The sequence below is a fragment of the Undibacterium sp. MH2W genome, from assembly GCF_049340215.1.
Lineage (GTDB): Bacteria > Pseudomonadota > Gammaproteobacteria > Burkholderiales > Burkholderiaceae_D > Undibacterium.
This window is the reverse complement of sequence record NZ_JBMPPA010000004.1, coordinates 275,984-299,149: the sequence shown is the minus strand read 5'-3', so window position 1 is coordinate 299,149 and position 23,166 is coordinate 275,984. Positions and strand designations below refer to the sequence as shown.

General features: G+C 47.0%; 30 protein-coding genes and 1 tRNA gene. 17 read left to right on the top strand and 14 right to left on the bottom strand.

The features are described 5' to 3' along the window. Positions 1 to 222 precede the first annotated feature (222 nt). Positions 223 to 312 (top strand) — tRNA-Ser (locus ACO0K2_RS11945). A gap of 156 nt (positions 313 to 468) precedes the next feature. Continuing rightward, positions 469 to 1,602, top strand: a complete 1,134-nt coding sequence (locus tag ACO0K2_RS11940; RefSeq protein ID WP_423019021.1) for a tyrosine-type recombinase/integrase — start codon at positions 469 to 471, stop codon at positions 1,600 to 1,602. Here the strand turns inward: ACO0K2_RS11940 and ACO0K2_RS11935 are convergent. From ACO0K2_RS11935 to ACO0K2_RS11870, 14 genes are all read right to left on the bottom strand, one after another. Next, complete coding sequence (locus ACO0K2_RS11935) at positions 1,556 to 1,711, bottom strand: helix-turn-helix transcriptional regulator (protein ID WP_423019395.1); 156 nt, start codon at positions 1,709 to 1,711, stop codon at positions 1,556 to 1,558. The genes ACO0K2_RS11940 and ACO0K2_RS11935 overlap by 47 nt on opposite strands. A gap of 44 nt (positions 1,712 to 1,755) precedes the next feature. Continuing rightward, positions 1,756 to 2,871 (bottom strand): RNA-directed DNA polymerase, encoded by a 1,116-nt coding sequence (locus ACO0K2_RS11930; protein ID WP_423019019.1) that lies wholly within the window; start codon positions 2,869 to 2,871, stop codon positions 1,756 to 1,758. Positions 2,872 to 3,125: 254 nt separating this feature from the next. Further along, on the bottom strand, positions 3,126 to 3,521 hold the full coding sequence (locus ACO0K2_RS11925; RefSeq protein WP_423019017.1) for a four helix bundle protein: 396 nt from the start codon (positions 3,519 to 3,521) through the stop codon (positions 3,126 to 3,128). Positions 3,522 to 3,573: 52 nt separating this feature from the next. Next, positions 3,574 to 4,038, bottom strand: a complete 465-nt coding sequence (locus ACO0K2_RS11920; RefSeq protein WP_423019015.1) for a DUF1566 domain-containing protein — start codon at positions 4,036 to 4,038, stop codon at positions 3,574 to 3,576. A 27-nt stretch (positions 4,039 to 4,065) separates the two neighbouring features. Beyond that, the gene (locus tag ACO0K2_RS11915; RefSeq protein ID WP_423019013.1) at positions 4,066 to 4,593 is read right to left on the bottom strand and encodes a hypothetical protein; all 528 of its coding nucleotides are present in this window, start codon (positions 4,591 to 4,593) and stop codon (positions 4,066 to 4,068) included. Continuing rightward, complete coding sequence (locus ACO0K2_RS11910; RefSeq protein WP_423019011.1) at positions 4,590 to 4,781, bottom strand: hypothetical protein; 192 nt, start codon at positions 4,779 to 4,781, stop codon at positions 4,590 to 4,592. Before ACO0K2_RS11910 ends, ACO0K2_RS11915 begins: the two co-directional genes overlap by 4 nt. After that, positions 4,778 to 5,593, bottom strand: a complete 816-nt coding sequence (locus ACO0K2_RS11905) for a DUF2303 family protein (RefSeq protein ID WP_423019009.1) — start codon at positions 5,591 to 5,593, stop codon at positions 4,778 to 4,780. The genes ACO0K2_RS11910 and ACO0K2_RS11905 overlap by 4 nt, the downstream gene beginning before the upstream one ends. A gap of 2 nt (positions 5,594 to 5,595) precedes the next feature. Then, on the bottom strand, positions 5,596 to 5,940 hold the full coding sequence (locus tag ACO0K2_RS11900; protein ID WP_423019007.1) for a hypothetical protein: 345 nt from the start codon (positions 5,938 to 5,940) through the stop codon (positions 5,596 to 5,598). Positions 5,941 to 5,998: 58 nt separating this feature from the next. Next, positions 5,999 to 6,448 (bottom strand): DUF1566 domain-containing protein, encoded by a 450-nt coding sequence (locus ACO0K2_RS11895; protein WP_423019005.1) that lies wholly within the window; start codon positions 6,446 to 6,448, stop codon positions 5,999 to 6,001. Between the two features lie 13 nt (positions 6,449 to 6,461). Continuing rightward, on the bottom strand, positions 6,462 to 6,650 hold the full coding sequence (locus ACO0K2_RS11890) for a hypothetical protein (protein WP_423019003.1): 189 nt from the start codon (positions 6,648 to 6,650) through the stop codon (positions 6,462 to 6,464). Positions 6,651 to 6,658: 8 nt separating this feature from the next. After that, complete coding sequence (locus ACO0K2_RS11885) at positions 6,659 to 6,934, bottom strand: hypothetical protein (RefSeq protein WP_423019001.1); 276 nt, start codon at positions 6,932 to 6,934, stop codon at positions 6,659 to 6,661. Positions 6,935 to 7,199: 265 nt separating this feature from the next. Next, positions 7,200 to 8,111, bottom strand: a complete 912-nt coding sequence (locus ACO0K2_RS11880) for a LysR family transcriptional regulator (protein WP_423018999.1) — start codon at positions 8,109 to 8,111, stop codon at positions 7,200 to 7,202. A gap of 337 nt (positions 8,112 to 8,448) precedes the next feature. Beyond that, positions 8,449 to 8,811 carry a helix-turn-helix domain-containing protein gene (locus ACO0K2_RS11875; protein WP_423018997.1) on the bottom strand — a complete coding sequence of 121 codons (363 nt, stop codon included), beginning with the start codon at positions 8,809 to 8,811 and terminating at the stop codon, positions 8,449 to 8,451. 82 nt (positions 8,812 to 8,893) lie between these two features. Next, the gene (locus tag ACO0K2_RS11870; protein WP_423018995.1) at positions 8,894 to 9,352 is read right to left on the bottom strand and encodes a hypothetical protein; all 459 of its coding nucleotides are present in this window, start codon (positions 9,350 to 9,352) and stop codon (positions 8,894 to 8,896) included. Between the two features lie 324 nt (positions 9,353 to 9,676). On the opposite strand from ACO0K2_RS11870, the gene ACO0K2_RS11865 reads away from it, so the two are divergent. The 15 genes from ACO0K2_RS11865 (at position 9,677) to ACO0K2_RS11795 (ending at position 23,162) form a co-directional block, all read left to right on the top strand. Then, positions 9,677 to 10,126: a phage regulatory CII family protein gene (locus ACO0K2_RS11865; protein ID WP_423018993.1), complete on the top strand. Its 450-nt coding sequence runs from the start codon at positions 9,677 to 9,679 to the stop codon at positions 10,124 to 10,126. Between the two features lie 181 nt (positions 10,127 to 10,307). Next, positions 10,308 to 12,860, top strand: a complete 2,553-nt coding sequence (locus tag ACO0K2_RS11860) for a DUF5906 domain-containing protein (protein WP_423018991.1) — start codon at positions 10,308 to 10,310, stop codon at positions 12,858 to 12,860. 334 nt (positions 12,861 to 13,194) lie between these two features. Further along, positions 13,195 to 13,602 carry an antiterminator Q family protein gene (locus tag ACO0K2_RS11855; protein ID WP_423018989.1) on the top strand — a complete coding sequence of 136 codons (408 nt, stop codon included), beginning with the start codon at positions 13,195 to 13,197 and terminating at the stop codon, positions 13,600 to 13,602. A gap of 902 nt (positions 13,603 to 14,504) precedes the next feature. Then, on the top strand, positions 14,505 to 15,035 hold the full coding sequence (locus ACO0K2_RS11850; protein WP_423018987.1) for a phage terminase small subunit P27 family: 531 nt from the start codon (positions 14,505 to 14,507) through the stop codon (positions 15,033 to 15,035). 6 nt (positions 15,036 to 15,041) lie between these two features. Beyond that, positions 15,042 to 16,748 (top strand): terminase large subunit, encoded by a 1,707-nt coding sequence (locus tag ACO0K2_RS11845; protein ID WP_423018985.1) that lies wholly within the window; start codon positions 15,042 to 15,044, stop codon positions 16,746 to 16,748. 86 nt (positions 16,749 to 16,834) lie between these two features. Beyond that, positions 16,835 to 18,022 carry a phage portal protein gene (locus tag ACO0K2_RS11840; protein ID WP_423018983.1) on the top strand — a complete coding sequence of 396 codons (1,188 nt, stop codon included), beginning with the start codon at positions 16,835 to 16,837 and terminating at the stop codon, positions 18,020 to 18,022. A 1-nt stretch (position 18,023) separates the two neighbouring features. Further along, positions 18,024 to 18,671, top strand: coding sequence for an HK97 family phage prohead protease (locus ACO0K2_RS11835; RefSeq protein WP_423018982.1), 648 nt, complete (start codon positions 18,024 to 18,026; stop codon positions 18,669 to 18,671). Between the two features lie 91 nt (positions 18,672 to 18,762). After that, complete coding sequence (locus tag ACO0K2_RS11830; RefSeq protein WP_423018980.1) at positions 18,763 to 19,995, top strand: phage major capsid protein; 1,233 nt, start codon at positions 18,763 to 18,765, stop codon at positions 19,993 to 19,995. Positions 19,996 to 20,070: 75 nt separating this feature from the next. Next, positions 20,071 to 20,322: a hypothetical protein gene (locus ACO0K2_RS11825; protein WP_423018978.1), complete on the top strand. Its 252-nt coding sequence runs from the start codon at positions 20,071 to 20,073 to the stop codon at positions 20,320 to 20,322. Further along, positions 20,322 to 20,993: a head-tail connector protein gene (locus tag ACO0K2_RS11820; protein WP_423018976.1), complete on the top strand. Its 672-nt coding sequence runs from the start codon at positions 20,322 to 20,324 to the stop codon at positions 20,991 to 20,993. The genes ACO0K2_RS11825 and ACO0K2_RS11820 overlap by 1 nt, the downstream gene beginning before the upstream one ends. Positions 20,994 to 21,004: 11 nt before the next feature. Further along, a complete protein-coding gene (locus ACO0K2_RS11815; RefSeq protein ID WP_423018974.1) occupies positions 21,005 to 21,331 on the top strand; it encodes a phage head closure protein in 327 nt (108 codons plus the stop codon). Beyond that, complete coding sequence (locus ACO0K2_RS11810) at positions 21,324 to 21,710, top strand: HK97-gp10 family putative phage morphogenesis protein (protein WP_423018972.1); 387 nt, start codon at positions 21,324 to 21,326, stop codon at positions 21,708 to 21,710. Before ACO0K2_RS11815 ends, ACO0K2_RS11810 begins: the two co-directional genes overlap by 8 nt. Continuing rightward, a complete protein-coding gene (gp17, locus tag ACO0K2_RS11805; RefSeq protein ID WP_423018970.1) occupies positions 21,694 to 22,059 on the top strand; it encodes a tail completion protein gp17 in 366 nt (121 codons plus the stop codon). Before ACO0K2_RS11810 ends, gp17 begins: the two co-directional genes overlap by 17 nt. 56 nt (positions 22,060 to 22,115) lie before the next feature. Then, the gene (locus ACO0K2_RS11800) at positions 22,116 to 22,778 is read left to right on the top strand and encodes a hypothetical protein (protein WP_423018968.1); all 663 of its coding nucleotides are present in this window, start codon (positions 22,116 to 22,118) and stop codon (positions 22,776 to 22,778) included. 57 nt (positions 22,779 to 22,835) lie between these two features. Further along, positions 22,836 to 23,162, top strand: coding sequence for a hypothetical protein (locus ACO0K2_RS11795; RefSeq protein ID WP_423018966.1), 327 nt, complete (start codon positions 22,836 to 22,838; stop codon positions 23,160 to 23,162). Positions 23,163 to 23,166: the final 4 nt, after the last annotated feature.

The window sequence follows — 23,166 nt, the reverse complement described above, 5'->3', positions numbered from 1 at the left end:
AGGCAATTTTTTACTATAGTTAAATAATGTTACAACTTCATGTCAAAGTTGATATATGGCAATAATTAAATTGTTGCAGTGAATAAACAAAGTTGGAACGCCTCTAGATGGCACGCCCACAGCGTTAAAGACAAAATTAAGCCTCACACCGAAGTCACGCTAGGAAAGCGTAGATTTCTTTGCTATAATCGAAGGCTTCGTTTTACACGAACAACCAAAGCCGGAGAGGTGGCAGAGTGGTTGAATGTACCTGACTCGAAATCAGGCGTACTGTAACAGGTATCGGGGGTTCGAATCCCCCCCTCTCCGCCAAGACATAGTTTCAAAGTATTTCTAAAAGCCCCGCAAGGGGCTTTTTTCATAGGAAATACTAGTTTTAATAATTTCTTATCATTTCAACTTATTTCTATCTATCCCAAATATAAACATGGTATAAATCATGGTACGAAAAAACGTATACCATGACCCATGAAACTCACAGCAAAAGCAGTGCAGGCAGCCAAGTCTGAGGATAAAGCATATAAGATGGCAGACGGTGCGGGCCTTTATTTATTTGTCACTCCGGCCGGTGCGAAAGTCTGGCGAACAAACTACACTGAAAGTGGTAAACAAAAGACAGCAACGTACGGGCAATTTCCTGAAATGGGCTTAGCTGAGGCGCGGATGGCAAATCTGAGCCGTAAGCATGCGGCTGTCGAAGAGGTGAAAAAGGTTCCGACGTTTGAAGATGTCGCCCGTCGTTGGTTTGAGATCAAATTGCCTGATCTGAGTAACGAAAAGCACAAAAAACAAATTCCTTCCACGCTGGAGGAATATGTTTTTCCCTTTATTGGTAATAAGCCTATCAACGAAATTTCACGCACAGAGTTGGTGACGGTTGTTCAAAAGTTATCTCATATCCCAGAAACGTCGCATCGCGTTGCTGGCCGTATCCGAATGATTTTTGATTATGCTCAGGATATTGGCGTTCTGGAAACTCACGGTGCAGCCGGCTTGACGCGCGTTCTGCCAAGCCGCAAAGTCAAAAAACCGATGGCAAGCATTTCAACATCTGAGGTCGGGCCATTGCTGGCAGCCATTGAAACGTATGAGGAGCCAGTGACCAGGCTTGCGCTGAGATTTATTGCGCATACCTTCGTTCGCTCGACTGAATTGCGAGGTATGTTGTGGTCGGAAATTAATTTTGACGAGAAAGTCTGGGTGATTCCGGCTGACCGGATGAAGTTGCGTATTCCGCATGTTGTGCCATTGACACCGCAAGCTTTGGCAATCCTTGATGAGCTTAAGCAGTATTCGTCCGGCGCGGGTGTTGTGATTGAGTCTCCGCTGCGACCTGGGTATACGGTGAGCGAAAATACGCTGCTGTTTGCACTATACCGGTTGGGTTATCGCGGAAAAATGACTGTTCATGGTTTTAGGGCGCTGGCGAGTACTGTGCTCAATCAACAGCCGCAGTTTCATGCAGACGTGATTGAGCGGCAATTGTCGCATCAGGAAAAAGATGAGGTAAGGGCGGCTTACCACCGGGCAGAGTATCTGCCTCAGCGGCGCGAGCTTATGCAGTGGTGGTCTGACTGGTTAGACTCTCAATGTAAAGATTGATATCCGATTCTACCCAGCGATTCAGACGACCGAGCTTGCGTGGTGTTGGAATGGTGTTGGATTTTATCAGGCGCCAGAGTGTGGTGTTGCTGACGCCAAGTCGTGCCATGACGTCATTGCTATTCAGTAGCTTGGGCGTTTGTGCTGCATGTATCATTTTGCACCTCTATAAATCTTCGTTAAATCACTCTTCACTGCAAATCCTCTACGCATCGCCGCTTTAACGATCAGCGTCTGGTGCTGGTGGCTGGCAGTTGCTTGGCGTATCAGGCCGAGGTAGCTATTCGTCATCGTAAAGACATCGCTTTGTTTTGCTGTCTTGATCCGATGTGCGGCTTCCATTGCTGTACGTTTGCGTGTGGTCGTGTGCCACGGCCGGATCACATGGCCCACAAAATCCACGCCGCGCGCGACCGGCTGCAGGATGGTCTTGCTGTTGTTGAGCCGGGCGCCAAGCGTCGCCGGCAGCCATGCGGCGATATCGGCCAGCGCGGTATTCAACCAGTCTGTGGAGTTGTGTAGCAGTACAAAATCGTCGACGTATCGAATGTAATGCCGGGCACCGATCCGGTGTTTGATGAACTGATCAAGCGCGTTCAGATAGACGTTCGCAAAAAACTGGCTCGACAGGTTGCCGATCGGCAGGCCGAGGTGAGCTGGTTGTTCGGTCAGGCGCTTGTGCTGCGGCACTTTCGCCAGTAGCTCTTTTTCTCCGCGAATTTCGACGTTCTGGCGTGGGTCGTGCCATAAGATCGTGTGCGTCAACCGCTGCCAAAATGGTTCGGTAATGCGTTGATCGAGCTGCGTTTGCAGCACGCGCTTGTCGATGCTAACGAAGAAATTGGCGAGATCGCATTTCAGGTAATACGTGGGCTTTGACCAGTTCTGCGATGCGCTGCGGATTTTTGCGTCCAGCCGATTCGCTGCGTATAACGTGCCACGTCCCGGTATGCAGGCGCAGCTGTCTGCGATAAAACTGGCGTAAAAGCGCGGCGCCACTTTGTTGTAAAGCAGGTGGTGCACGATGCGATCGCGGAAGTCGGCTGCCCAGACCTCACGGGCTTTCGGGCGCGTGACGACGAAGCAAATTGACTTGCCTGGCGTGTAGCGGTCATTGATCAGTTCTTCGTGCAACTGGATCAGGTTGCACTCAAGCTGTTGCTCGAATGCGAGCGCGCTGGGCTTATTTCGTTTGTTTTTGCGGCAATCGAAATATGCCTGAACGAGCTCTGCGAATAAAGGTTCAGCACGGCTCGGTGCCGCTTCCATTTGATCTGCGGACTGCGCGAGCGCGGTAATGGTTCGACTTGTTGTTGTTGTTCTGGTTGCCGTTGTTGAAGTTCTGCATCCAGGCGTAAGAGTCGTTGTGGGCATTCTGCGGTTATTCATGCTATCTACGTCGTTTCGTCGAAGGTGGTTGCCGATCAATAAAATAACTGCGCCAGACTTGCGGGCATGCGCCGGTAGTCTCTGTGGTGCGCGTGGCGGTGGGGCGATGCGGCTGCCCCAGCGGCATGACCAGATTAAATTAAAGCGCGCTGACATTGCTGCCTTGGCATCGATGTATCGGGCGCTGGAGCGGTTGCGGACTTGCGCCATCCATTCGCCTGCTTACCGATCGCATCGGTGATCTCGATTGCGTTTGCAAATTGACCGATCGAAATAAAGCGCATGTCTTTCGATAGGCGGAATAAAATTTCGACGGCGTGAATTTGCTCCAGCAATTTCGTCAGATGCAAAGCCTTTTCCTGTGCGGCATTTGCGCGTGCAATCAGCAGCACGCTTTGCACGCACAAAGAGCGAATTTCGCCGCCAATCGACGCCTTGAAATCCTTAGGCATATTCTTGGTGATTGTCGTCGCCAGCCTCAGAAGCTCGTAGGCTTCTTTATAAATCGGTAATTGATGATGGATAGCCATGCTGAAAAAAATCGTGAACGGGCTCACGCCCGTGGTTAATCAAATGACTGAATTACTCAATGATTGATAATCTGCGGACTGCGCGAGCGCGGTAACGGCCCGACCTGTCGTCGTAGTACTGGCCGCCGTCGTTGAAGTCCTGCACCCAGGCGTAAGAGTCGACGTGGGCAAGCTGCTCGCGAGTCCAGTGCCACTCCGGCTTGAATTGATCTTTCATCGTTGCGAAGAGTAGGGCGGACTCAACGCGATCCGGCAGCTCGCCGCCGATTGATGCGGCCCAGTTTATGGCGGCTTGCCAGTTGCCCTCTTTGAGTTCGCCGGGCAGTAGGATGATGTGTTCGCGCTTGGTACCGTTCGCGCTGATGATGCTTCCGACGTACTGCTCGCCGGCATTCATCTGCGGAAAATTAACGGTGATCGGGAATGCTGTGGATAATGTTGCGGTCGCTTCGAATGCGGCGATCATTTCTGCGACTTTGTTGTGTTGCTCTTTGATAGCTTCCATCGTGATATTCATGTTTTGCTCCGTATAAGAAATTGAAATTTATGCAACTTCCGAAAGCTGAATCTGAAACACATTTCCGCTGACTATGCGATCGCGGATTGTTGTCAGGGCTTGTTGTATGTCGCCGTTTGTTACGTGTTCACATTGGAGGTCGTGCAGCTCCAGTGTGTCGCGCATGTCTTGTAATCCAGCTCCATCCAGTCGCCAGATATTTTTTTGTGTGCCGCGTGCATACATGCGGGTGAGGGCTTCTTGGGCGCGGATGAAAACGGCTTCGTGTTCAGAACCGTATCCTTGTTCGGCCAGCATCAGTGCCAGATTCGCGACAGTTGCCAGATCGGCCCAGTGATCGACATTGGCGGCATGGTCGGCGACAACGACGGTGAGCGATGCCCAGCCAGTTTTTGAGATTTCAAAGCGCTGATCGCCGTCGAGCTTTTGCGGGGCAATGTTCTGCGCGAAGTAGCTGCTCTGAATCACGCTAAGACCGCCGACCGGATTCGCTTGCCATTTGTGGGTAAATTTCCGCTGCCGCGCAGCGCGTTTGTCGCGAGATCGGGTTCTCATGCTGCTTTCCTTAGATTCACCACTGGCTCATGACAGATGCAGCTAGTAGGTTGGTTGGATAATTGAACGATCGCATAGGGTTGGCCGTTAGTGATGTCTTTGGTCAGCGCTTGAATATGACCTTCAACGGTGCCGAGAATGTGGCAGTCGAAGGTCACGCAATCGCCTCTTTCAAGGCGCGCAGTCATGCTCGTCCGTACAGCAATTTGTAGCCGTATTCCATCGCTTGAACCTTGGCGATGTACTCGGAGAATGCATCTTCGAGTGCATTTTCGGGTCGGTCGAGTTCGTACCAGAATTTAATGTTCCCGGATGTCAGGCGGTATTTCAGGCGAGCGCGAATTCGGTAGCCGTCGCCGTTTTTGAAGAGACGAACGCCGATGGCAAACTCGCGGGGAACTTCAATCAGGCCGGAGCCGGCGCGTGTATCGATGTTTTCAACGTAGGCAAATTGAATCTGGCCGTTATCCAGTCGCTTACTGCTAGCGAAATTGGCCGATGTTTTTGCTTCTAGTGTCAGCGCGACAGATAGCATGGTGTCTCCGGACGGCTCTGCAATGTCGGCAATGTTGTCTTCGAGGAAAATAGCGAAATCTTCTTGTGACATTGGCTTGCGATCGTTACTCCTCCATTTGCTGAACTCGCGGCTTAACGCTGCAGTGAAAACCGCACGATGGTCGCGCCAGCCTGAAGTGTTGCTTGCAAAATCGTTGAAAACGGCAGTGAGCGTGCGGTTTTCTGGGTCGGCGTAGATATAGCCTTCGTTCTGGCAATTTTGATCTTTGGTGTATTGAATGAAGCTGTCGATTTCGGTCAGTTGTTGGGTGTTTTTCTTGCGATTCGCAGACGTTTGCGCGCGCTCGATTGCATCGGTAATATCGATGTGTTTCTGATTGTCTCGAAGTAACAAATGGGTTGTGGCGTCTTGTTGCGTGACTTGTGCGTCAGCCGGTAACGATTCTTTCAGTGCTTGAATAGTAGATTGAATAACTTCTTGCATGATCATGCTTCCTTAAATTTAGCAGGGGTGGTAGGGGTGGCATCGCGCAATTCGAGATTGCCTTGCTTAGGGTGATTGCGGCTTAGTTCGTTGTTTTCTGTGAGCCAGAAGAAGTCTTCGCCGCGCTCTTGTTTTGGCATGTTGACGGTTATCGCATCAGAAACGATTACTTTGTCAATGTCGCCTCCGCGCCCTTGCGGCTTCACTTTGATTTTTAACGTGATTTCGCCGCCTTTTCCGGTCTCTTTGACCTTGCTTACAAGCTCTCCGAACTGTTGAGAAAGTTCGGCGTGAACGCGGCCGTCGCGTAAATCTTGCAGGGTTACTGCAAATGCTTTTCCTGACATGATGTCTCCAAAAAAAATCGAGAACGGGCTTGTGCCCGTGGTTAATCAAATGACTGAATTACTCAATGATTGATAATCTGCGGACTGCGCGAGCGCGGTAATGGTACGACTTGCCGAGGTCGTACTGGTTGCCGCCGTCGAAGTACTGCATCCAGGCGCAAGAGGCGTTGTGGGCAACCTGCGAAGCCGTCCAGTACCATTCGTCTAGATCAAAGCTATCGCGGCAGTTTATTGCCAGCAGACGCGCTTCACGGCGATCCGGAAGCGACCAGTCGCTATGACCATTAATCGGTGCTTGCGCTGCTTCGATGGCTCCCTGCCAGTCGGCATCGAAAATTTCGTGTTCCGATGTGGCATGAATCAGGTGGTAATCCGGTGCGCCTTTTTTTCCTGCGACGATGCCAGCATAGACGCCGCCTTGCTCTGCCCAAAATGTGCCAATGCGCGGGATTGCGGTTGTGATGAGTGGTGTTGCGATTATTGCTGGTACGGTTTCTGCGATGGTCATGATCGTCCTTTCGTTAGTCGTTATCGTTGGCTTGCAACTTCTTTAAATCAAAGCGATCGCGTTGGCGTACATGAGCCCTTGCTCTTGCTTCGATTAACTTTTTATAAGTTGGATTTTTCATGGCATCGCTGTATGACAAAGTAATTCCAAGTCGCTTATAGGCGATTTCAAGAGCAGCTTTGTCGGGATTGATGCGAGCCATGATTTGGCTTATTTTTGAGCAGGTATGTCGTTGCTAATGGCGGCGATAGCCGTCATTTCTTTGACGTGCTCGGCGTCGTCGAGCAGTGCTGCATATTTGGCATTTGAAATAACTTCAGCACTTTTTTTCTCGTCTTCCATTTGATCATAGCCAGCAAACGCTAAAAATATGATGAAGCAGATAAGTGCGACAAGGCTTTCCAGTAAGCTTGGAAAAGTTTTTTGAAGATTCTTTGGTGCAATCCATGGAGCTGCATAGGATTTGCGAAATTTAATTTTTTTCATTTCGCTGTACTCCAGATGCTACGAACGATGCTGGCCAACTTTTGATCTACCAAAATTGCGATACCAATCAACATGCGAGCTGACATGATGAATACGCGTTTTTTTATTGACTTATGGTGCTGATTAGTTACTTCGTGGACTTTTAAAAACAGATGCTTCAGGTGGTTGAAGTTCATTTTTTTCTCCATCGGTTAGTCGATGGAGATACTTTATCAAAAAGAGAAATAAAAAACAAGAAAACTTTATCAAATTGAGAAAAAAGTTGTTATTGTTGCCCGATCACTTTATGACGACGTCGTAGAAGTCGAATGAAATCATTAGTTATTTTGGATGTGGCGGCGATATCGTGTACGCAAACGTACAGATTTCGCTCAGCCCATGTGTCGTTAAGTCTTATAACTTTAACTGCTTGAGAAAGTTGGTTTTCAAAACGACGTGCGATGCTCTCAAGCATAATCGCAATCCCTAGATCCGTCTGTGCAACTAAGTTTGCTTGGAGGTCAAAGTTTGAAACCGTGATTAAGTATTCGGGCGTTAATTCATCACGTTTTGCCATGGTATCGATTAGCGAGTAAATTTGTTTTGTATCATCAGCGCCGATCAATGGGTATTTCAATACGTCAATAAAATTTATAGACTCAAAGTTGGCGATTGGATGTGAACCGCGTGCAAGTACACATAGCTGGTCTGATCGATATTTGAAATATTGAATTCCAAGAACTTTAGGGTTGTCTGGCGTTAGTCCGGCAGACATGTCGCCTTTAAGTACTTTTTGAATAATCTCGCTCTGAGACCCGCTTGCAATTTCGACTTTGATATTTGGATATTTAATGCAAAGCATTTCAATTACTTGAGGAATGTCGGAAATCATAATGCTGCTATTTCCAATCAGGCGTAGCACTTCTTGCCCAGATTTAATTCGTGCCACATCGGTCATGAATTTTTCATGTTCATCAAGTACCGTATTCGCCAATCTTAAAAAGCTCTCGCCCTCGAACGTGAGTCGATATGGTCCGGGACGATGTATTAAACGCGCAGAAATTAATTTCTCAATCTTTTTTACGCGACGAGAAACGGCAGCTGCTGAAATTCCTAATTTGCTTGCAGCACCGGATAGGCTAGCCGCCTTATCAATCGCTTGGATTAGATATAAATCATTGATATCAAGTTTTTTCACGATGAGCACTCTTTTTTAATGAGTGCATATTGGGTGCAAGCATGAAATGTTGAAATGGAGAAACTATAATTTTTAACAATTGTTGTAAATCGTCTTAATCAATGCGCAAATGCATTTGCGTAAAAATCAAAAAATTGCACTAATAAATAGAATATAGTTACAGAATGTTAAACACTGTTAAGCGGTAAGGTGACGTATGGATGATGTAGAAAAATCGCAAATTGAAGAATTACGTGAAATACAGAAATCGACTGACCCAGAAGCATTTTCTCAGATAATGAAAATGATGAGAGAGTGGGCTAAACTTAATCCGCGAAGAGAGCGAGCAAAGCTTCGTTTAGTTCGTCGATTTAAGGGATGACTCTTTTTCAGCTGTGGAAGCAGCGGTTTTGATTAGTTGTTTCCCCATCTTACTTGCTTCACGAAACTGGGTTAATAATTTAACTTCCTCTTGGCTGACGTACATTAAAGGAAAAGGCGTTAAATCTAAGGATTGCTTTTCAGTGCCGGTCACAAGAATGTCGATAGTAGTGTTGCAAGCATCAGCAATGAGAGCTAAGTTCGCGATACTTGGTTCGGCTGCGCCTTTTAATATTCTTGAAAGTGACGATTCAGGCACTCCTGATCGTCTAGAGAGTTCAGCGTGAGATTTTATGTTTGCCGATCGCATGGCAACATCTATATTGTGAGCGATGTTCATGGGTGCAATATACGCACCATGATATTAATGCTCAAACTTACTCCCGCTAACGAAATAATCTACCGTTCTCGGTATTTTTGATCTATCCAGCTTTGATGGACCTAATTTTCGTAACATCTTTTTCGCTGGTCGCGGCTGCTGTTTCAATCAACTTCATTCCCTGCGCAGTGGATTCTCGATACTTAGTGAGTAGCGTAATTTCTTTGTTAGTCGCGTACACCAAGTTGACCTCATTTTCATCAAGTATATGTCCCGTCTTATCTTCTTGCGCGCTTTTGCGTTTTTCGTGGTCTATATCGAGCCATCCGTGCGTTAAACCGTAGGCATCCTCAATCATCTTTGCTGCTTTATCACCAATATTGCGTGAAAACTTATCGCCAATTAATTGGCTAACACGAGAGTCTGTAAAGCCAACTTTACGCGCGAAATTTGCCGGGCCACCAGCTTCAGAAGCAAGGCGGCGCGTATTTAGTCGTCGTATGTCGTTTATATGAGCCATTTTTTTATTATCCTGCGATTTATCAAAATGGTAAATTCTCAAAATGATAAATTATGTTGCGTTAAGTTTCTCATTTTGATAAAGTTTGGTTATGGATATGAAAACTTACCTTAAATCAGTGTCTCGCGAAGAACGTGAAATTCTTGCGCTGAAGGTTCAAAGATCAGTTGGTTATTTTTATCAAATTGCGGGACATCACAGAAATCCAAGTCCAGCGCTTTGTAAGAAGTTGGTTGAATTTGAACCGCGATTAACTCTCGCAAACTTAAGACCTGATATTTGGGCGTCAAATTCAACTTCTTAACTGATGTACCTAGTGTTGTTCATATTTAAGAGAATTTCTACATTTATTTTGGCGGGGTTTACATGACGACGGCGGCAGATGCTTTTTACAGAACTTGTTTTGATTCGCCGGGTGGCATTGAGTCACTGGCTCCGCGCCTGAATATGAGTGCCCAGGTGCTACGCAATAAGGCCAATCCAAACACTGCAACAAACCATCCAACTTTGAATGACGTAGAGCGCGTGATGGACTTCACCGGTGATTTTCAGGTTTTGCATGCGTTGGCAGGAGATCGAGGCTTTATTTGCATTCGTGTTGATGCTGATGCAAAGGCGAATGCCTCTGACATGGCGGTTCTCGATTTGATAACGCAAGTTTGGAAGGCTGAGGGTGATGTCGGTACCGCCGTCAACGCAACACTTGCAGATGGCCGTGTAGAGGCGCACGAAATCGCATGCGTTCGCAAGGCGGTCTATAAAGCGCAAGAGGCACTTTATGCAATGCTGCATCGGCTTGAAGGTATGCAGCAATGAAATTAGCCCAATCAAATGAGAAGACGGCTGAAGAATTGGCACCGGCTTTGGTAATAGGTACGATGTCAACCAGAGCTCGTCATCAAGCGGCAGCACCGTATAGGCCAGGTGCCGATGACCATCTGAGCATTCCGTCTCTTATGGGTAACTTGCGCAAACTTCCAAATGGGGAGGTTATCGAGTGAATCCAGTTTCGTTAGATACAGCGCGTAAGGCGCTGGGTTTTGTGTCGCCTGAAGATCGTGATACCTGGGTTCGCATGGGCATGGCGCTCAAAGCAGAATACGGTGAGCAAGCATTTGACACATGGGATCAATGGAGCGCATCTTCATCTAGCTATTCGGAAGGTTCTACTAAGTCGGTTTGGAAGTCAATTAAAGAGGGTGGGAAAGTTGGTATTGGTTCGTTGCTTGGCGCTGCGAAAGATGCTGGTTTCGTTATTGACCGTGAAGACATCGTTGTTGATCCAGCGAAGGTTGCCGCAGAAAAAGCAGAGCGCGAAGCGAAGGCTAAGAAAACCGAAGAAAACCGAATTAAGGCGGCAGCGGCGGCTGCAGTTCGCGCGGGATCGCAGTGGCGTATGGCAGAAAAAGATGGTGTTTCACCATACTTGGAGCGAAAGAAGGTCATGGCCGAAGCTTGCCGCTTTTTGACTGGTGGTGGAATTATTATTCCAATGTTGCGCTATGACGAAGTTCCCGCAAAACTTGTCGGCAAACAACAAATCGAGGCTGATGGTACGAAGAAATATAGCGGCGGAATGGACAAGCAGGGTGCAATGGTTCGCCTCGGTCAAAGTGATATTTCATTTGATGAAGTGATATACGTCTGCGAAGGTTATGCGACAGGCGGATCAATTCGTGCGGCTCTCGAATATAAGTCAACGGTGTTCGTTTGCTTTGATACGTCAGGGTTGATTCATGGAACAAAAATTTTACGTGCGATTTACCCGAGCAATCATATTGTATTTTGTGCGGACGACGACTACTTGACCGGCAATGCTGGATTTGAAAAAGCATCTTCGGCTGCTAGTGTCATAGGGAATGCTTCGGTATTTTTGCCAGTTTTTTGTGTGCCGCGTCGTGAATCAAAAAAAGATGAATCATTACCGATGCTTACTGATTGTAATGATCTTCATGTTTCAGAAAGCCTGGAAACGTTGCAATCGCAATTGCTCGCACATGAATTTAGTATTGTAAATTCTCCTGTCACCTCTTTTTTTGATGCCCCGGAAAGCAACGATTCTCAGACCCTTTCAGTTGGGGATGCCAATAAGGAACGCGTGCTCCCAAAGATTGAATCGCTGCTCGAGCATTTTATGCTTGTGTATGGTAAGACCGACGTCTGGGATAGCCTGAATCGGCAGTTATTGAAGAAAGCAGCGTTCACCGCTTTTGCAGGGAATGCATTGGCAAAAGAGTGGCTAAACCATCCGGAGCGAAAAGAAATTGATTCGCGTGACTTGCCTTTACTTAAATCTGGTCGAGCCATCAGCAGTACTGAGGGGGGCGGGGGCGATCCACTGCGCGAGCTACTTGACCGCTATGTTCTTCTTTACGGCACGGAAACGGTGTGGGATAGAACGGCACGTAAAGTTATCGGTTTGGGACCATTGCGCTCTGCTTATCCAGATTTGGCGAGTCGTTGGTTGGAGCATCCGCGGCGGGAAATGAGGGATGCCGATAACTTAGTGTTTGACCCGTCCCTGCGATGCGATCCCGAGACGCACATCAATATGTTCACGGGTTATCCGCTGGTACCGAAATATAACGAGGAATTGCAGCAACTTTGCCTGACATTACTTGGCTCATTGTGTTCAAGTGAACGCAATGCGGAGGAAGTCTTAGATTGGCTTGTTAAGTGGCTCGCCTATCCACTTCAGCACCCTGGAGCAAAGATGGCGACGGCGGTTCTCATGTTTGGTGAAAAGCAGGGTACCGGTAAGTCGTTATTTTTTGACGGAATTATTCGTCCGATTTATGGTGAATACGGAACCACTGCCGGCCAACATCAGCTTGAATCTAATTTTACGGACTGGCGATCAAGAAAGACTTTTGTTCTGTTTGAGGAGGTTCTTGGTAGAGCAGAGCGTCATAACTATATTGGCACCATAAAACATATGATCACAGGCAAAGACATGCGGATTAATCCAAAAGGTCTGCCAGAGCGCGTCGAAGAAAATCATCTAAACGGTGTGTTTTTGTCGAATGAAAGACAGCCTTTGCCATTAGATGCAGAGGATCGCCGCTTTCAGGTGATTGAGGCACTTAACCACATGGGGGCGGATTTTTATGCGAAGTTCAAAGCGGCAATTGCTGCGGGCGCATGTGAGGCTTTTTACTATTATTTGCTTCATCTTGATCTAGGGGATTTTGATGAGCATACGAAGCCGGTGCGTACTGATTCAAAAGACGCGGTGATCACTTTCGGCTTACCGAGTTGGGAAACTTTCTACCAGCGCTGGAGTGCGAAAGAGTTAGATATCCCGTATTGCTCCTGTTTGACAGAAGACTTGCACAACGCGTTTTTGCGGTGGTGTGAGAGATCAAACGAGAAAAAGCTATCGCTGACGAAATTTAGTGAATTGATTAGCGGTCGCGAGCTCAAAACACGTAAGCGCGTCTTGCTTAACGGATCCGCTGATACCAAGATGGTAACCGTTTTACTCATAGGTGATAACGACAAAGATATGAGTAAAGATTGCAATGCGTTCAGAAATGCGATGGTGAAATAATGTCTAAATATGTACAGGGTAAATCGGGGTTGAGTTGCGACCATGAACATACAAAAACCGCGTCAATATTGGTTCTGTGCAGGGTGTTCAGGGTGTTCAGGGTTCCTTGCGCATGCGCGAGAGGTGACTATTTTAAGTTATTAAGCTTTATTTTAATCGCTCGCGATATCTCAATATTAACCCTGCACACCCTGCACACCCTGCACACAGCTAATACCCATGCGGTTAATCCGGTGTTCAGGGTTTATTAATAGGTATGAACAACTATGAACAAATAATTTAAGAGAATATTTTTGACTTGTTGTAGGTAAATTGGCGAAACATAGGAGATGGAATGATTCAGTTTATTGATAAGCTTTTGTTAGATTGGGCGCGTTGGTCACGTATTCGCCGTGATGGCGGTTTAGGGTTTCCATCTTCCGTTGCGATTTGTGTACGCGTATCCGGTGGTCAGCGTGGTGATATCATTGGCATCGATGAGCAATCACTTGAAATTGATTTGATCATTGCGATGCTCAAGAAATCGCGCTCGGAATTGTTTAGTCTCGTCGAATATTATTATTTGAAAGAAGCGACAGGGCACGAAATAGCAAATCGCTTAAAGTGTAGCCGTGACACGGTATATGTTCGATTGCATCAGGTTCACCAATTCGTTATGGACGCAATGCACGACAATGAAATAGAACGTCAGGATGCAGCAGACGAATTAAAGAATCAAAAAAAGTTTGCAAAAGTAGCTTGACGGTTTCCGACAGTTTAACTATGATTCAGCTAATCTTGTGATTCGTGTGTCTTGCGAATACATAAATAAAGAACCTGCCCAAGTTTGGCGGGTTTTTTTTTGCCCTTAATATCCATGTTCCGTCATGTGGAAAAGTTTTGGTGACCGACCCTGCTAGCAGAGACTATCGATAGACCTACTTGACCTTACGTGTTACGCATTCGGTCGCCAAATTCGTGTTTCATGTTGTTAATTTGCTTTAGCTCTGTCTTGTTTAGTCAAGCAGGGCATTTTTTTGACAACAAAACCCTCCTGAATAATTTGGCTTGAGCTTTTCTCGTGTGCCTCTTTTATTTATATTATAAATATTCATGGGCAAGCATGCCCTCATACAAGGTCGTAATAGATCTTCATCATGATTTTATGGCGACACGATCACGGTCTATTTGTCAGCACCCCGGGTGCAACGTCTTAATCGATGTGGCTGGCAGGTGTGCAAGGCATAAGGTCGTTGATCGAGATCGCGGATCAGCGCATGCGCGCGGCTATACCAGTGCATGGCGCAAAGCTAGGGTAGCTTTCTTGAGGAAGCATCCTTTGTGCGTCTACTGCGAAAGAAACGGCATAACGAAATCTGCGGAAGTTGTTGATCACATAGATCCTCCCCGCCTAAAGCAAGCAATCGACAGTGGCATCCAGCACTTGATTGATGCCGCAAAGAGGTTGTTCTGGGATAGTAAGAATTGGCAATCACTTTGTAAGAGATGTCACGATAGTACAAAGCAATCTGAAGAAAAAGCAGATGGTCGTTATTAGGATGGGGGCGGTCAAATCTCTGGCACTCCTTTCTTAAAGACCGGGGCTTCAGCCTTTTTTTTGTACGCGCAGGTTTTGAAGTGGGGGGGGTATAAAGGAGTAAATATATGGGTTTACGTGGACCAAAGCCAAAACCGCATGAGCTAAAACTGCTTGAAGGCAATCGCGGCCACCGTCCGATCGATACTTCCGGAACCTGGCGACCGCAAGTAGAAATTCCTGACCCGCCAAAATACCTGGGTAAGGAAGCGAGGAAAGAGTGGAAGAGAATTACTGCTGAACTTGCTCAGAATAATTTAATTGCGCGGGCTGATCAGCAGATGCTCGGGATGCTTTGTCAGTCGGTTGAGCGACTTGTGATGTTCGAAACTGCATTACAGCGCCAAACTGCGAAGACCGTCGAGAAGGGCATGGATCCAGTCATGGCATACATCTCCTTTACCGATAAAGGTTACGAGCTACAAGCCGTTCGATATCAGCTGCTCAACAAAGAGCGTGAAATGCTGATGAAGTTGCTTGGCGAGTTCGGAATGTCACCCGCATTGCGCGCAAAGGTAGTTCAAGGCACCCGAGCTGCACAGCTCAGCCTTTTTGAAGGCGGTAAAGAAACAAAACCATCTACATTTGAAAACTTCTAACATTGAATGAGTTTTACAGATCGCGCCCTCCGATACGCCAACAACGTAATCGGCGGGAAAATTGCGGCTTGCAAATGGGTAATCGCGGCTTGTCAGCGGCATATTGATGACTTGGAGCGGTCTGAGGGGGATTGGAAATATGTATTCGATACCCGCGCTGCAAACAGAGTTTGTCAGTTTAACGAACTGCTGCCACATATTAAAGGGGAGTGGGCGAGACCAACATTGATCAATGGCGAGATGGTTTACCCCAAAATCGAGCTGGAAGACTGGCAGTGCTTTATTTTGTGCGTCATCTTTGGTTGGAAAAATAAGGAAACTGGGAAGCGCCGATTCAAGCGTGTCTATATTGAAGTGCCGCGTAAAAATGCTAAGTCGACTCTATCGAGTGGTGTTGCGAACTATATGCTCACCGCTGACGATGAGCCGGGTGCAGAGGTTTACAGCGCGGCGACGACAGGTGAGCAAGCGCGTATCGTGTTCAATGATAGTTGCACCATGGCGCAGCGAGAACCATCTTTCGTTGCTCGGTTTGGTGTGGATGTCGGTAAACACAGTATGTCCGTGCCACATACCGCAAGTGTGTTCCGACCGCTTAACGCGGAAGGTAGCACGCTCGATGGACTGAACATTCACTGTGCCATCATCGATGAACTCCATGCACATAAAAAGCGTGATTTGTACGATGTTCTAGATAGTGGTACCGGGGCGCGATCACAGCCCATCCTTTGGATGATCACTACTGCAGGCAGCGATCGTAGCGGTATTTGCTATGAGCAGCGAATTCACGTAACAAAGATACTCGATAAGGTTTTCGATGATGAAAGTTTTTTCGGGATCATCTACACAATTGACGAAGGGGATGATTGGACGGATCCAACAACCTGGATGAAAGCAAATCCAAATTTTAACGTCTCAGTTATGCCGGATGACATGGAAGAAGCTTGTCGCAAAGCGATGTCCATGGCATCCGCACAGAATGGCTTTCTTACCAAGCGATTAAACATTTGGGTAAATGCTGATAGCGCCTGGATGGATATGCGGGCGTGGGACGCGGCAGGAGATGCAAAAATAAAGCTGGTTGATTTTGTTGGGCAGGAATGCATCATCTCTCATGATCTAGCAAGCAAAGTCGATATTGCAGCAAAAATGCGCCTGTTCTGGCGAGATATCGACAATATCCGACACTACTACGCTTTTGGCGCTTACTTTCTTAACGAGCAAGCGATTGAGGATGGTAAAAATAGTCAATACTCAGGCTGGGCTCGCCGTGGGCTTCTGATATCTACAGAAGGTAACGTGACAGATTTCGGTGTGATAGAAGACGATTTTCTTGATGATGCAACTCGTTTTACTGTTGCCGAAGCGCCGTATGACCCTTTTCAGGCTACTCAATTCAGTCAGCGCATGGTTGCAGCTGGTTTGCCAATGATTGAGGTTGGTCAAACAGTTAAAAATTTTTCTGAGCCGATGAAATGGCTTGAAGCGTTGGTGTTGCAGGGGCGTTTTCATCATGATGGAGATCCGGTCCTCACGTGGATGGTTAGCAACGTTGTATGCCATCGGGATGCAAAGGATAACATCTACCCGCGGAAGGATCGGGAAGAAAATAAAATCGACGGAGTGGTCGCGCTCATCATGTGCCTAAACAGAGCGATCACAAGCGAGATACAAGAAAGTATCTATGAAGAGCATGGTATTCGCTCGGTATAAAAAAGGACAGCATGTCATTCTGGAATAAACTTACTGGTCTCATGCAGAAAAGTAGTAACCCGGACTGGGGAACTCTCGAGCGATACATGGCATGGGCATTTGGCGGTGGCGCATCTTCATCTGGCGTCGTTGTTAATCCTCAAACTGCTATGCAATCTGCTGCGGTCTACTCTTGTGTAAAAGTATTGGCTGAGTCCATTGGGATGTTGCCAATAAACCTTTACAAGGCCAGTGGGAAAAGTCTCGTTCTTGCAGACGATCATCCGCTCTACTACTTATTACATGATCAACCGAACGACTATCAAACGATTGTCGAATTTTTGGAAATGCTTGTCATCAGTCTGTGCTTACGTGGAAACGCCTACGCATGGATTAACCGAACCAGATCTGGGCGTGTCGTTGAACTCATTCCCCTACATCCTGATATGGTTCGGGCTGAAATGTCAAACGCATCGAGTGTTAATTATCAGGTTACTTTGCCAGATGGAACGTTAAAGACATTCTCCACCGGTGAAATATTCCATGTAAAAGGACTGACCCTCAACGGATATATTGGCATTAGTCCCATTGCCTACGCTCGAGAAAGCATTGGCCTTGCTCTCGCGACTGAGAAGTTTGGTAGCCAGCTCTTCCGCAATGGCGCGAAGATGGGCGGCGTACTGGAGCATCCCGGTAAGCTCTCAACAGAAGCCTATAATCGCCTTAAGGCGAGTTTTGACGATGCTCATTCCGGAGAAAATGCTCACAAGACTGCGTTACTTGAAGAGGGAATGAAATTCTCGAAGGTGGCAATGACGGCTGATGATAGTCAATTCTTAGAGACCAGAAAATATCAGCGCAGTGAGATAGCAGCGGTTTTCCGCGTTCCTCCACACATGATTGGAGACTTGGAACGCGCGACGTTTAGCAATATCGAACAACAGTCACTTGAGTTCGTTCAATATAGTCTCATGCCCTGGCTGACGAGAATTGAAAAAGCAATAAAACGCGATTTATTTAGTAAAGAAGATAAGAAGGCGAAGCTGAATGTCAAGTGTGATATCGCTGCACTCTTACGAGGCGATGCCGCCGCGCGAGCATCTTACTACAACAGCGGCATCATGTCCGGCTGGCTAACGCGTAACGAGGCGAGACAATCGGAGAGTGATGTTGGAATTATTTTAAATCCAATCGATGGTTTGGATTTGCCACTTGTACCCATGAATATGTCTGACGGCACGGAGGATCCTGACGAGGATGATATGCCAGTCAAGCCAAATACTCAAAAGGAATGAAATGAACTTACTTGATACCCACTTAGAAATTAAATCAGTCTCAGACAATGGCATGTTTGCCGGAATGGGATCGGTCTACAGTGTTGTTGATCAAGGGGATGATATTGTCGCTCCTGGTGCTTTTGCGGATAGTTTGAAATCATGGAGCGAAAAAGGGCGCATGCCCGCGCTTTTATGGCAACACAACCAGCGTGAGCCGATTGGCGCATATACCAAAATGCAAGAGACGGATGCTGGCCTTTACGTTGAGGGGCAGCTTTGTTTGAAAACCCAGCGTGGCGCCGAAGCATATGAGTTAATGAAAATGGGGGCATTGTCCGGGTTGTCGATTGGATTTATTACCCGTGATTATAGTGTCGATCAAAAAACCGGAGTTCGCACGATCAAAGCGGCGGATTTGATGGAAGTGTCACCGGTAACGTTTCCGATGAATGACGATGCGCGTATCCAAGTCGTTAAAAGTATTGAGCAAATCACAGATTACAAATCAGCAGAGACATACCTGAGAGAGTCAGGTCTGTCAAAGTCGGCGGCTACCGCCATAGTAGGACGTATCAAAGCACTAGTTCGGAGTGAATCTGACGTGCCCGATATGAAGGCTGTTCTGGAAGCGTTAGAGCAGCGAGCAAAAATTTTTACGCAGCCTTAGCAGCAATTAAGCAAGAAAACTGACCGCCACGAGGCGGTTTTTTATGCCCATTCACCCGCCTTGAGCGGGTTTTTTCATTTCTGGAGAAACAATGTCTGATTTATCTGAAATCCAAAAGGCACTCGATGCCAGCAACAAAGCATTTCACGAATTTAAGTCCATCAACGACAAACGCCTGGACCTGATCGAAAAAGGCAAGGGGGGTGCTGATGAATTGAAAGAAAACATGGAAAAAGCTTTCAAGGATATGGCAGAACAAAAAGCCGTCCTTGAATTATTGGAAGCCAAGCTGAATCGGCCTAACTTTGGCAAAGATGGTAAGCCGGTCAATCAGGTGGAAGAAGACCATAAAGCGGGTTTCCATAGCTTTGTGCGTAAGGGTAAAGACGAAGGCTTAGCAGCCTTAGAATCAAAGGCACTCGGCTGGTCAACAAACGCTGGTGCTGATGGTGGTTATGCGGTGCCGAAAGTAATTGATGACAGTATTGAGGCGCAATTGATCAACGTGAGCCCAATCCGACAATTAGCGAATGTCGTCCAGATCAGTACTACTGATTACCATAAATTGGTGAACTTACGTGGGACAGCGAGTGGCTGGGTTGGCGAAACTGCTGCACGTTCTGCAACGACGACACCGACTTTGTTCGACATTAAGCCGACTATGGGTGAGTTATACGCTAACCCACAGGCAACACAGCAGATGTTAGATGACGTTTTCTTTAACGTTGACCAGTGGCTGGCAGATGAAATTTCGACCGAATTTGCGCGCGCTGAGGGTGCGGCATTTATTTCTGGTTCTGGTACCAATATGCCGACGGGTTTTCTTTCCTATACCGCAGCAGCAACGGCTGATGGCGTTCGCGCAAACATGCAATTGCAGTATGTCCCAACGGGCGTGGCTGGCGGCTGGGCAACAACTAACCCGGCTGATTCATTGATTTCATTGGTAAGTCAAATGAAAGCAGGTTATCGCCAAGGATCGTCCTTTGTGACAAGTAAAGCATTGCTGTTCCAAATTGCAGCATTCAAAGACCCATCTGGTCGCTACATTTTCAACCCAGTCTCAGCCCCAGGCGTTCCTGAAACGATATTGGGATATCCAGTAGTTGAGGCGGAGGACATGCCAGGTGTGGCGGCAAATTCATTATCGGTGGCTTTTGGTAACTTCAAACATGGATATCAAATTGTTGATCGCATGGGCACCCGTGTGATTCGCGATCCGTTCAGCAACAAGCCTTATATCGGCTTCTACACAACGAAGCGTGTTGGTGGTGCAGTGATTAACTCGGAAGCTATCAAGCTTCTGAAATTCTCTGCGACCTAAGTCTTAAAAAACTTCAAAACAGTCGTTTAACCAAAGCCCCTCAATCGAGGGGCTTTTTATTTTCAAGAGGTTGTTATGCCAACGATTACAGTGAAAGAGACCTTCAAGTTTGCTGAGCGTGGAGTCGATATTTTCGAATACAAGCAAGGTGAGATCGTAGAGGTTTCTGATGAATGTGCCGCAGTTGCAAAAATTGAAGGTTGGGCAGTCGATGCTGATTCTGGGGTAAAAGGCACGAAGAAGACAAGGCCAGCAACGGATATTGTTGATGAGGCATTTGTTAAGCAAGAAGCCGATTTGATCGCTGGTTTAGCTGATTCTCAATAATGCCAAGCGTTATCCTCACTCAACCAGCGGTTGAGCCAGTGACATTGGCAGAGGCGAAGTTACATCTGCGCGTAGACATAGCCGACGATGATTTACTCATCAGTAGCATGATTATTGCCGCACGCCAGTCGGCTGAGACGATCTGCCGCAGAGCAATTTGTACGCAGACCATTAAACTCGTGTTGGATCAATTCCCTATGCCGGGAATGAATGTTGGGTCAGCTAATTGGTACGGTCCGCAGTGGGGTACGAGTCCCGGGCCACTGACCATGTTGCGGCCTGATGGTAAAACGGGATACGAAATAATTTTGCCGATGTCACCAGTTCAAGCTGTAACCAGCATCAAATATATTGACGCAAATGGTGTTCAGCAAACCTTAGATCCATCCCAGTATAAGCTCGACAATGTGAGTGAACCTGCGCGTATCGTCCCTGCTTATGGGGCCAGCTGGCCAGCTGCGCGCAACGAAATAAATTCGGTTGAAGTCACCTATGTCGCTGGCTTTGGTGATAACACGGCAGTGCCTGAAGGGATAAAAAGTTGGATCAAGATCCGAATCGGTACGCTTTATGAAAACCGGGAAGAAGTCGCAATTTTGACGCGCGGAAAAGTTGAAGTACTGCCGTTTGTTGATGGTCTTCTCGACCCATTTAGAGTGGTGACATTTTGAGAGCTGGCGACTTGAAAAAGCGCGTTATTTTGCAGCAACAAAATAGCGTTGATGGCACTGCAGGGAATCCCACGACAGTATGGTCAACAATTTCACCTATCTGGGCAGAAATTGAAGGTCTTACCGCCCAGCAGCGTATGGTTTCAGAAGCGATTCATACACAAGTCTCTCACAAAATAACAGTGCGTTATCGCTCGGAATTCAAAAATCCGGTGGCCGTAATGTCGATGCGAATTGTCTATGGTGCGAGGATCTTCAACATTCAGGGCATGATCAATTTTGATGAAAGAAATCAGATGGTTGAACTTTCAGCGAATGAAGGCATGAACGATGGATGATATTTCTGGGCTAACCGAGTTACAAGCGGCGATTAACACCATGGCCGTGGATTTGAAAAAATCATTACCGGATATTGTTATGGCATCGGCGGACGTTATTGAGCGTGAAATTGAAATTAGGGCGCCTGAGCGAAGTGGGAACTTGGAAAAAGCCATCGATACGTATCAGCAAACTACTGATACTCAGGTGACTGCAATTGTTCAGGTAGATGATTCGTCGCCCAACCAAAAGGAACATTACGCGATTTTCCAAGAATTTGGCACTTCAAAAATGGCAGCTAGACCTTTTTTTCGCCCAGGTATTGAGGCGGGGCGCGATAAAGCATCAAATATTTTGATTGACGGAATTTTAGGGGTAATCGATGAGCATGCTGGTTGAAGAATGTCTATATGCAAGTATAAAAGCTTCTCCGACGTTCTCAGCGATACCCGTGCGCCCAAATGTGGCGATAGCGACAGACGTTACTCCCTATGTCGTGTACTCAAAAATATCTACTCAAAGAGTAAAGAGTTTGCTCGGAGATAGTGGACTTGCAAATTCCATATTCCAAATTGACGTTTATGCCCGTGATGGGCTTCAAGCCGCCAATTTGAGTGCCGCGATTCGTCAAGCAGTACTTACAGTGCCACAGTTAGGGGCTGTTCACCGTGACGAAGCTTCGCTTTATGAAACGGACACAAAGCTTTATCGATACCGACAAGATTTTTCGTTCTGGTACAACGATTAAACAAAACTATTTCTAACCCGCCCGCTTCGGCGGGTTTTTTTACTTTAGGAGCCTTTATGTCTCAAGCACAACGTTCGCAGGGTAGTTATATTCAACGCGGCGCGGTTAGTCCTGCGGCGCCGCAAACAATTACAGGAATTACGGTAGTCGGCACCGTAGCAACGGCAACAACAAGCGCTGCTCATGGACTCGCCCAAGGATCTCAAGTTACATTGTCTGGAATGACGCCGTCGGCATTTAATGGTTTGTTCTCAGTAGCGACTGTACCTTCCACGACAACCTTTACATTTAATACGCTGATCGCACCAGGTGGCCCAGCCACAGTGATCGGTGCATATACAGCAAATAACATTGCGATGGCATTGTTCGAAGAAGCATCGGACATTAACCTCGGTGGTGTTAGTGTTTCATCGATCGATGTGACTCATCTCTTGTCGACAGCAAAAGAATTCATCGCTGGCTTGCAAGACAATGGCTCATGTGATTTTACTGCTAACTTTATCAATGGCACGGTGCAAGGATTGGTGCGTGCTGATATGAACGCAGGCGTTACTTCGCCATATCAAATTGTGATTCCTGGCTCGGGGCCAACTAAAACGTACATTAACTTCAATGCGTTTGTGACCAAGTTTGCTGGTCCAAAGTTGAAAGTCGATTCAAAGGTCGAGATTTCAGTCACTTTGAAGATTTCCGGCGCGATCACCATCGTCAACCAGTAATTCCGCGCGGTCAACCGATCAATCTATTTAACCGTTTTTCAGAAAAGAGAAAGCATTATGGCATTCGATAAAGCAGCGCTGTTCGCGGCACTCAAACCAAAAACATCAACCACGATAGTCGAAGGTTTCGGTGATGTAACGCTCAAACAACTCAAAGTTGCAGAAACAGACGATATTCGCGCCAAAATCAAGGCGAACGGCGATACCAGCCAATTTGGGCTGGAGCTGCTGGTGTTGTCGGTGGTTGATGAGAAGGGTACTCCGGTATTTTCAGAATCGGATATCCCGGCAATCAAAGACTCCAGCAATGCCCCGATCGAAAATCTGATCGGTGTTGCATTGGAGTTAAACGGCTTTAAAAAGGCAGCTGAAGCAAAAAACTAAGCGA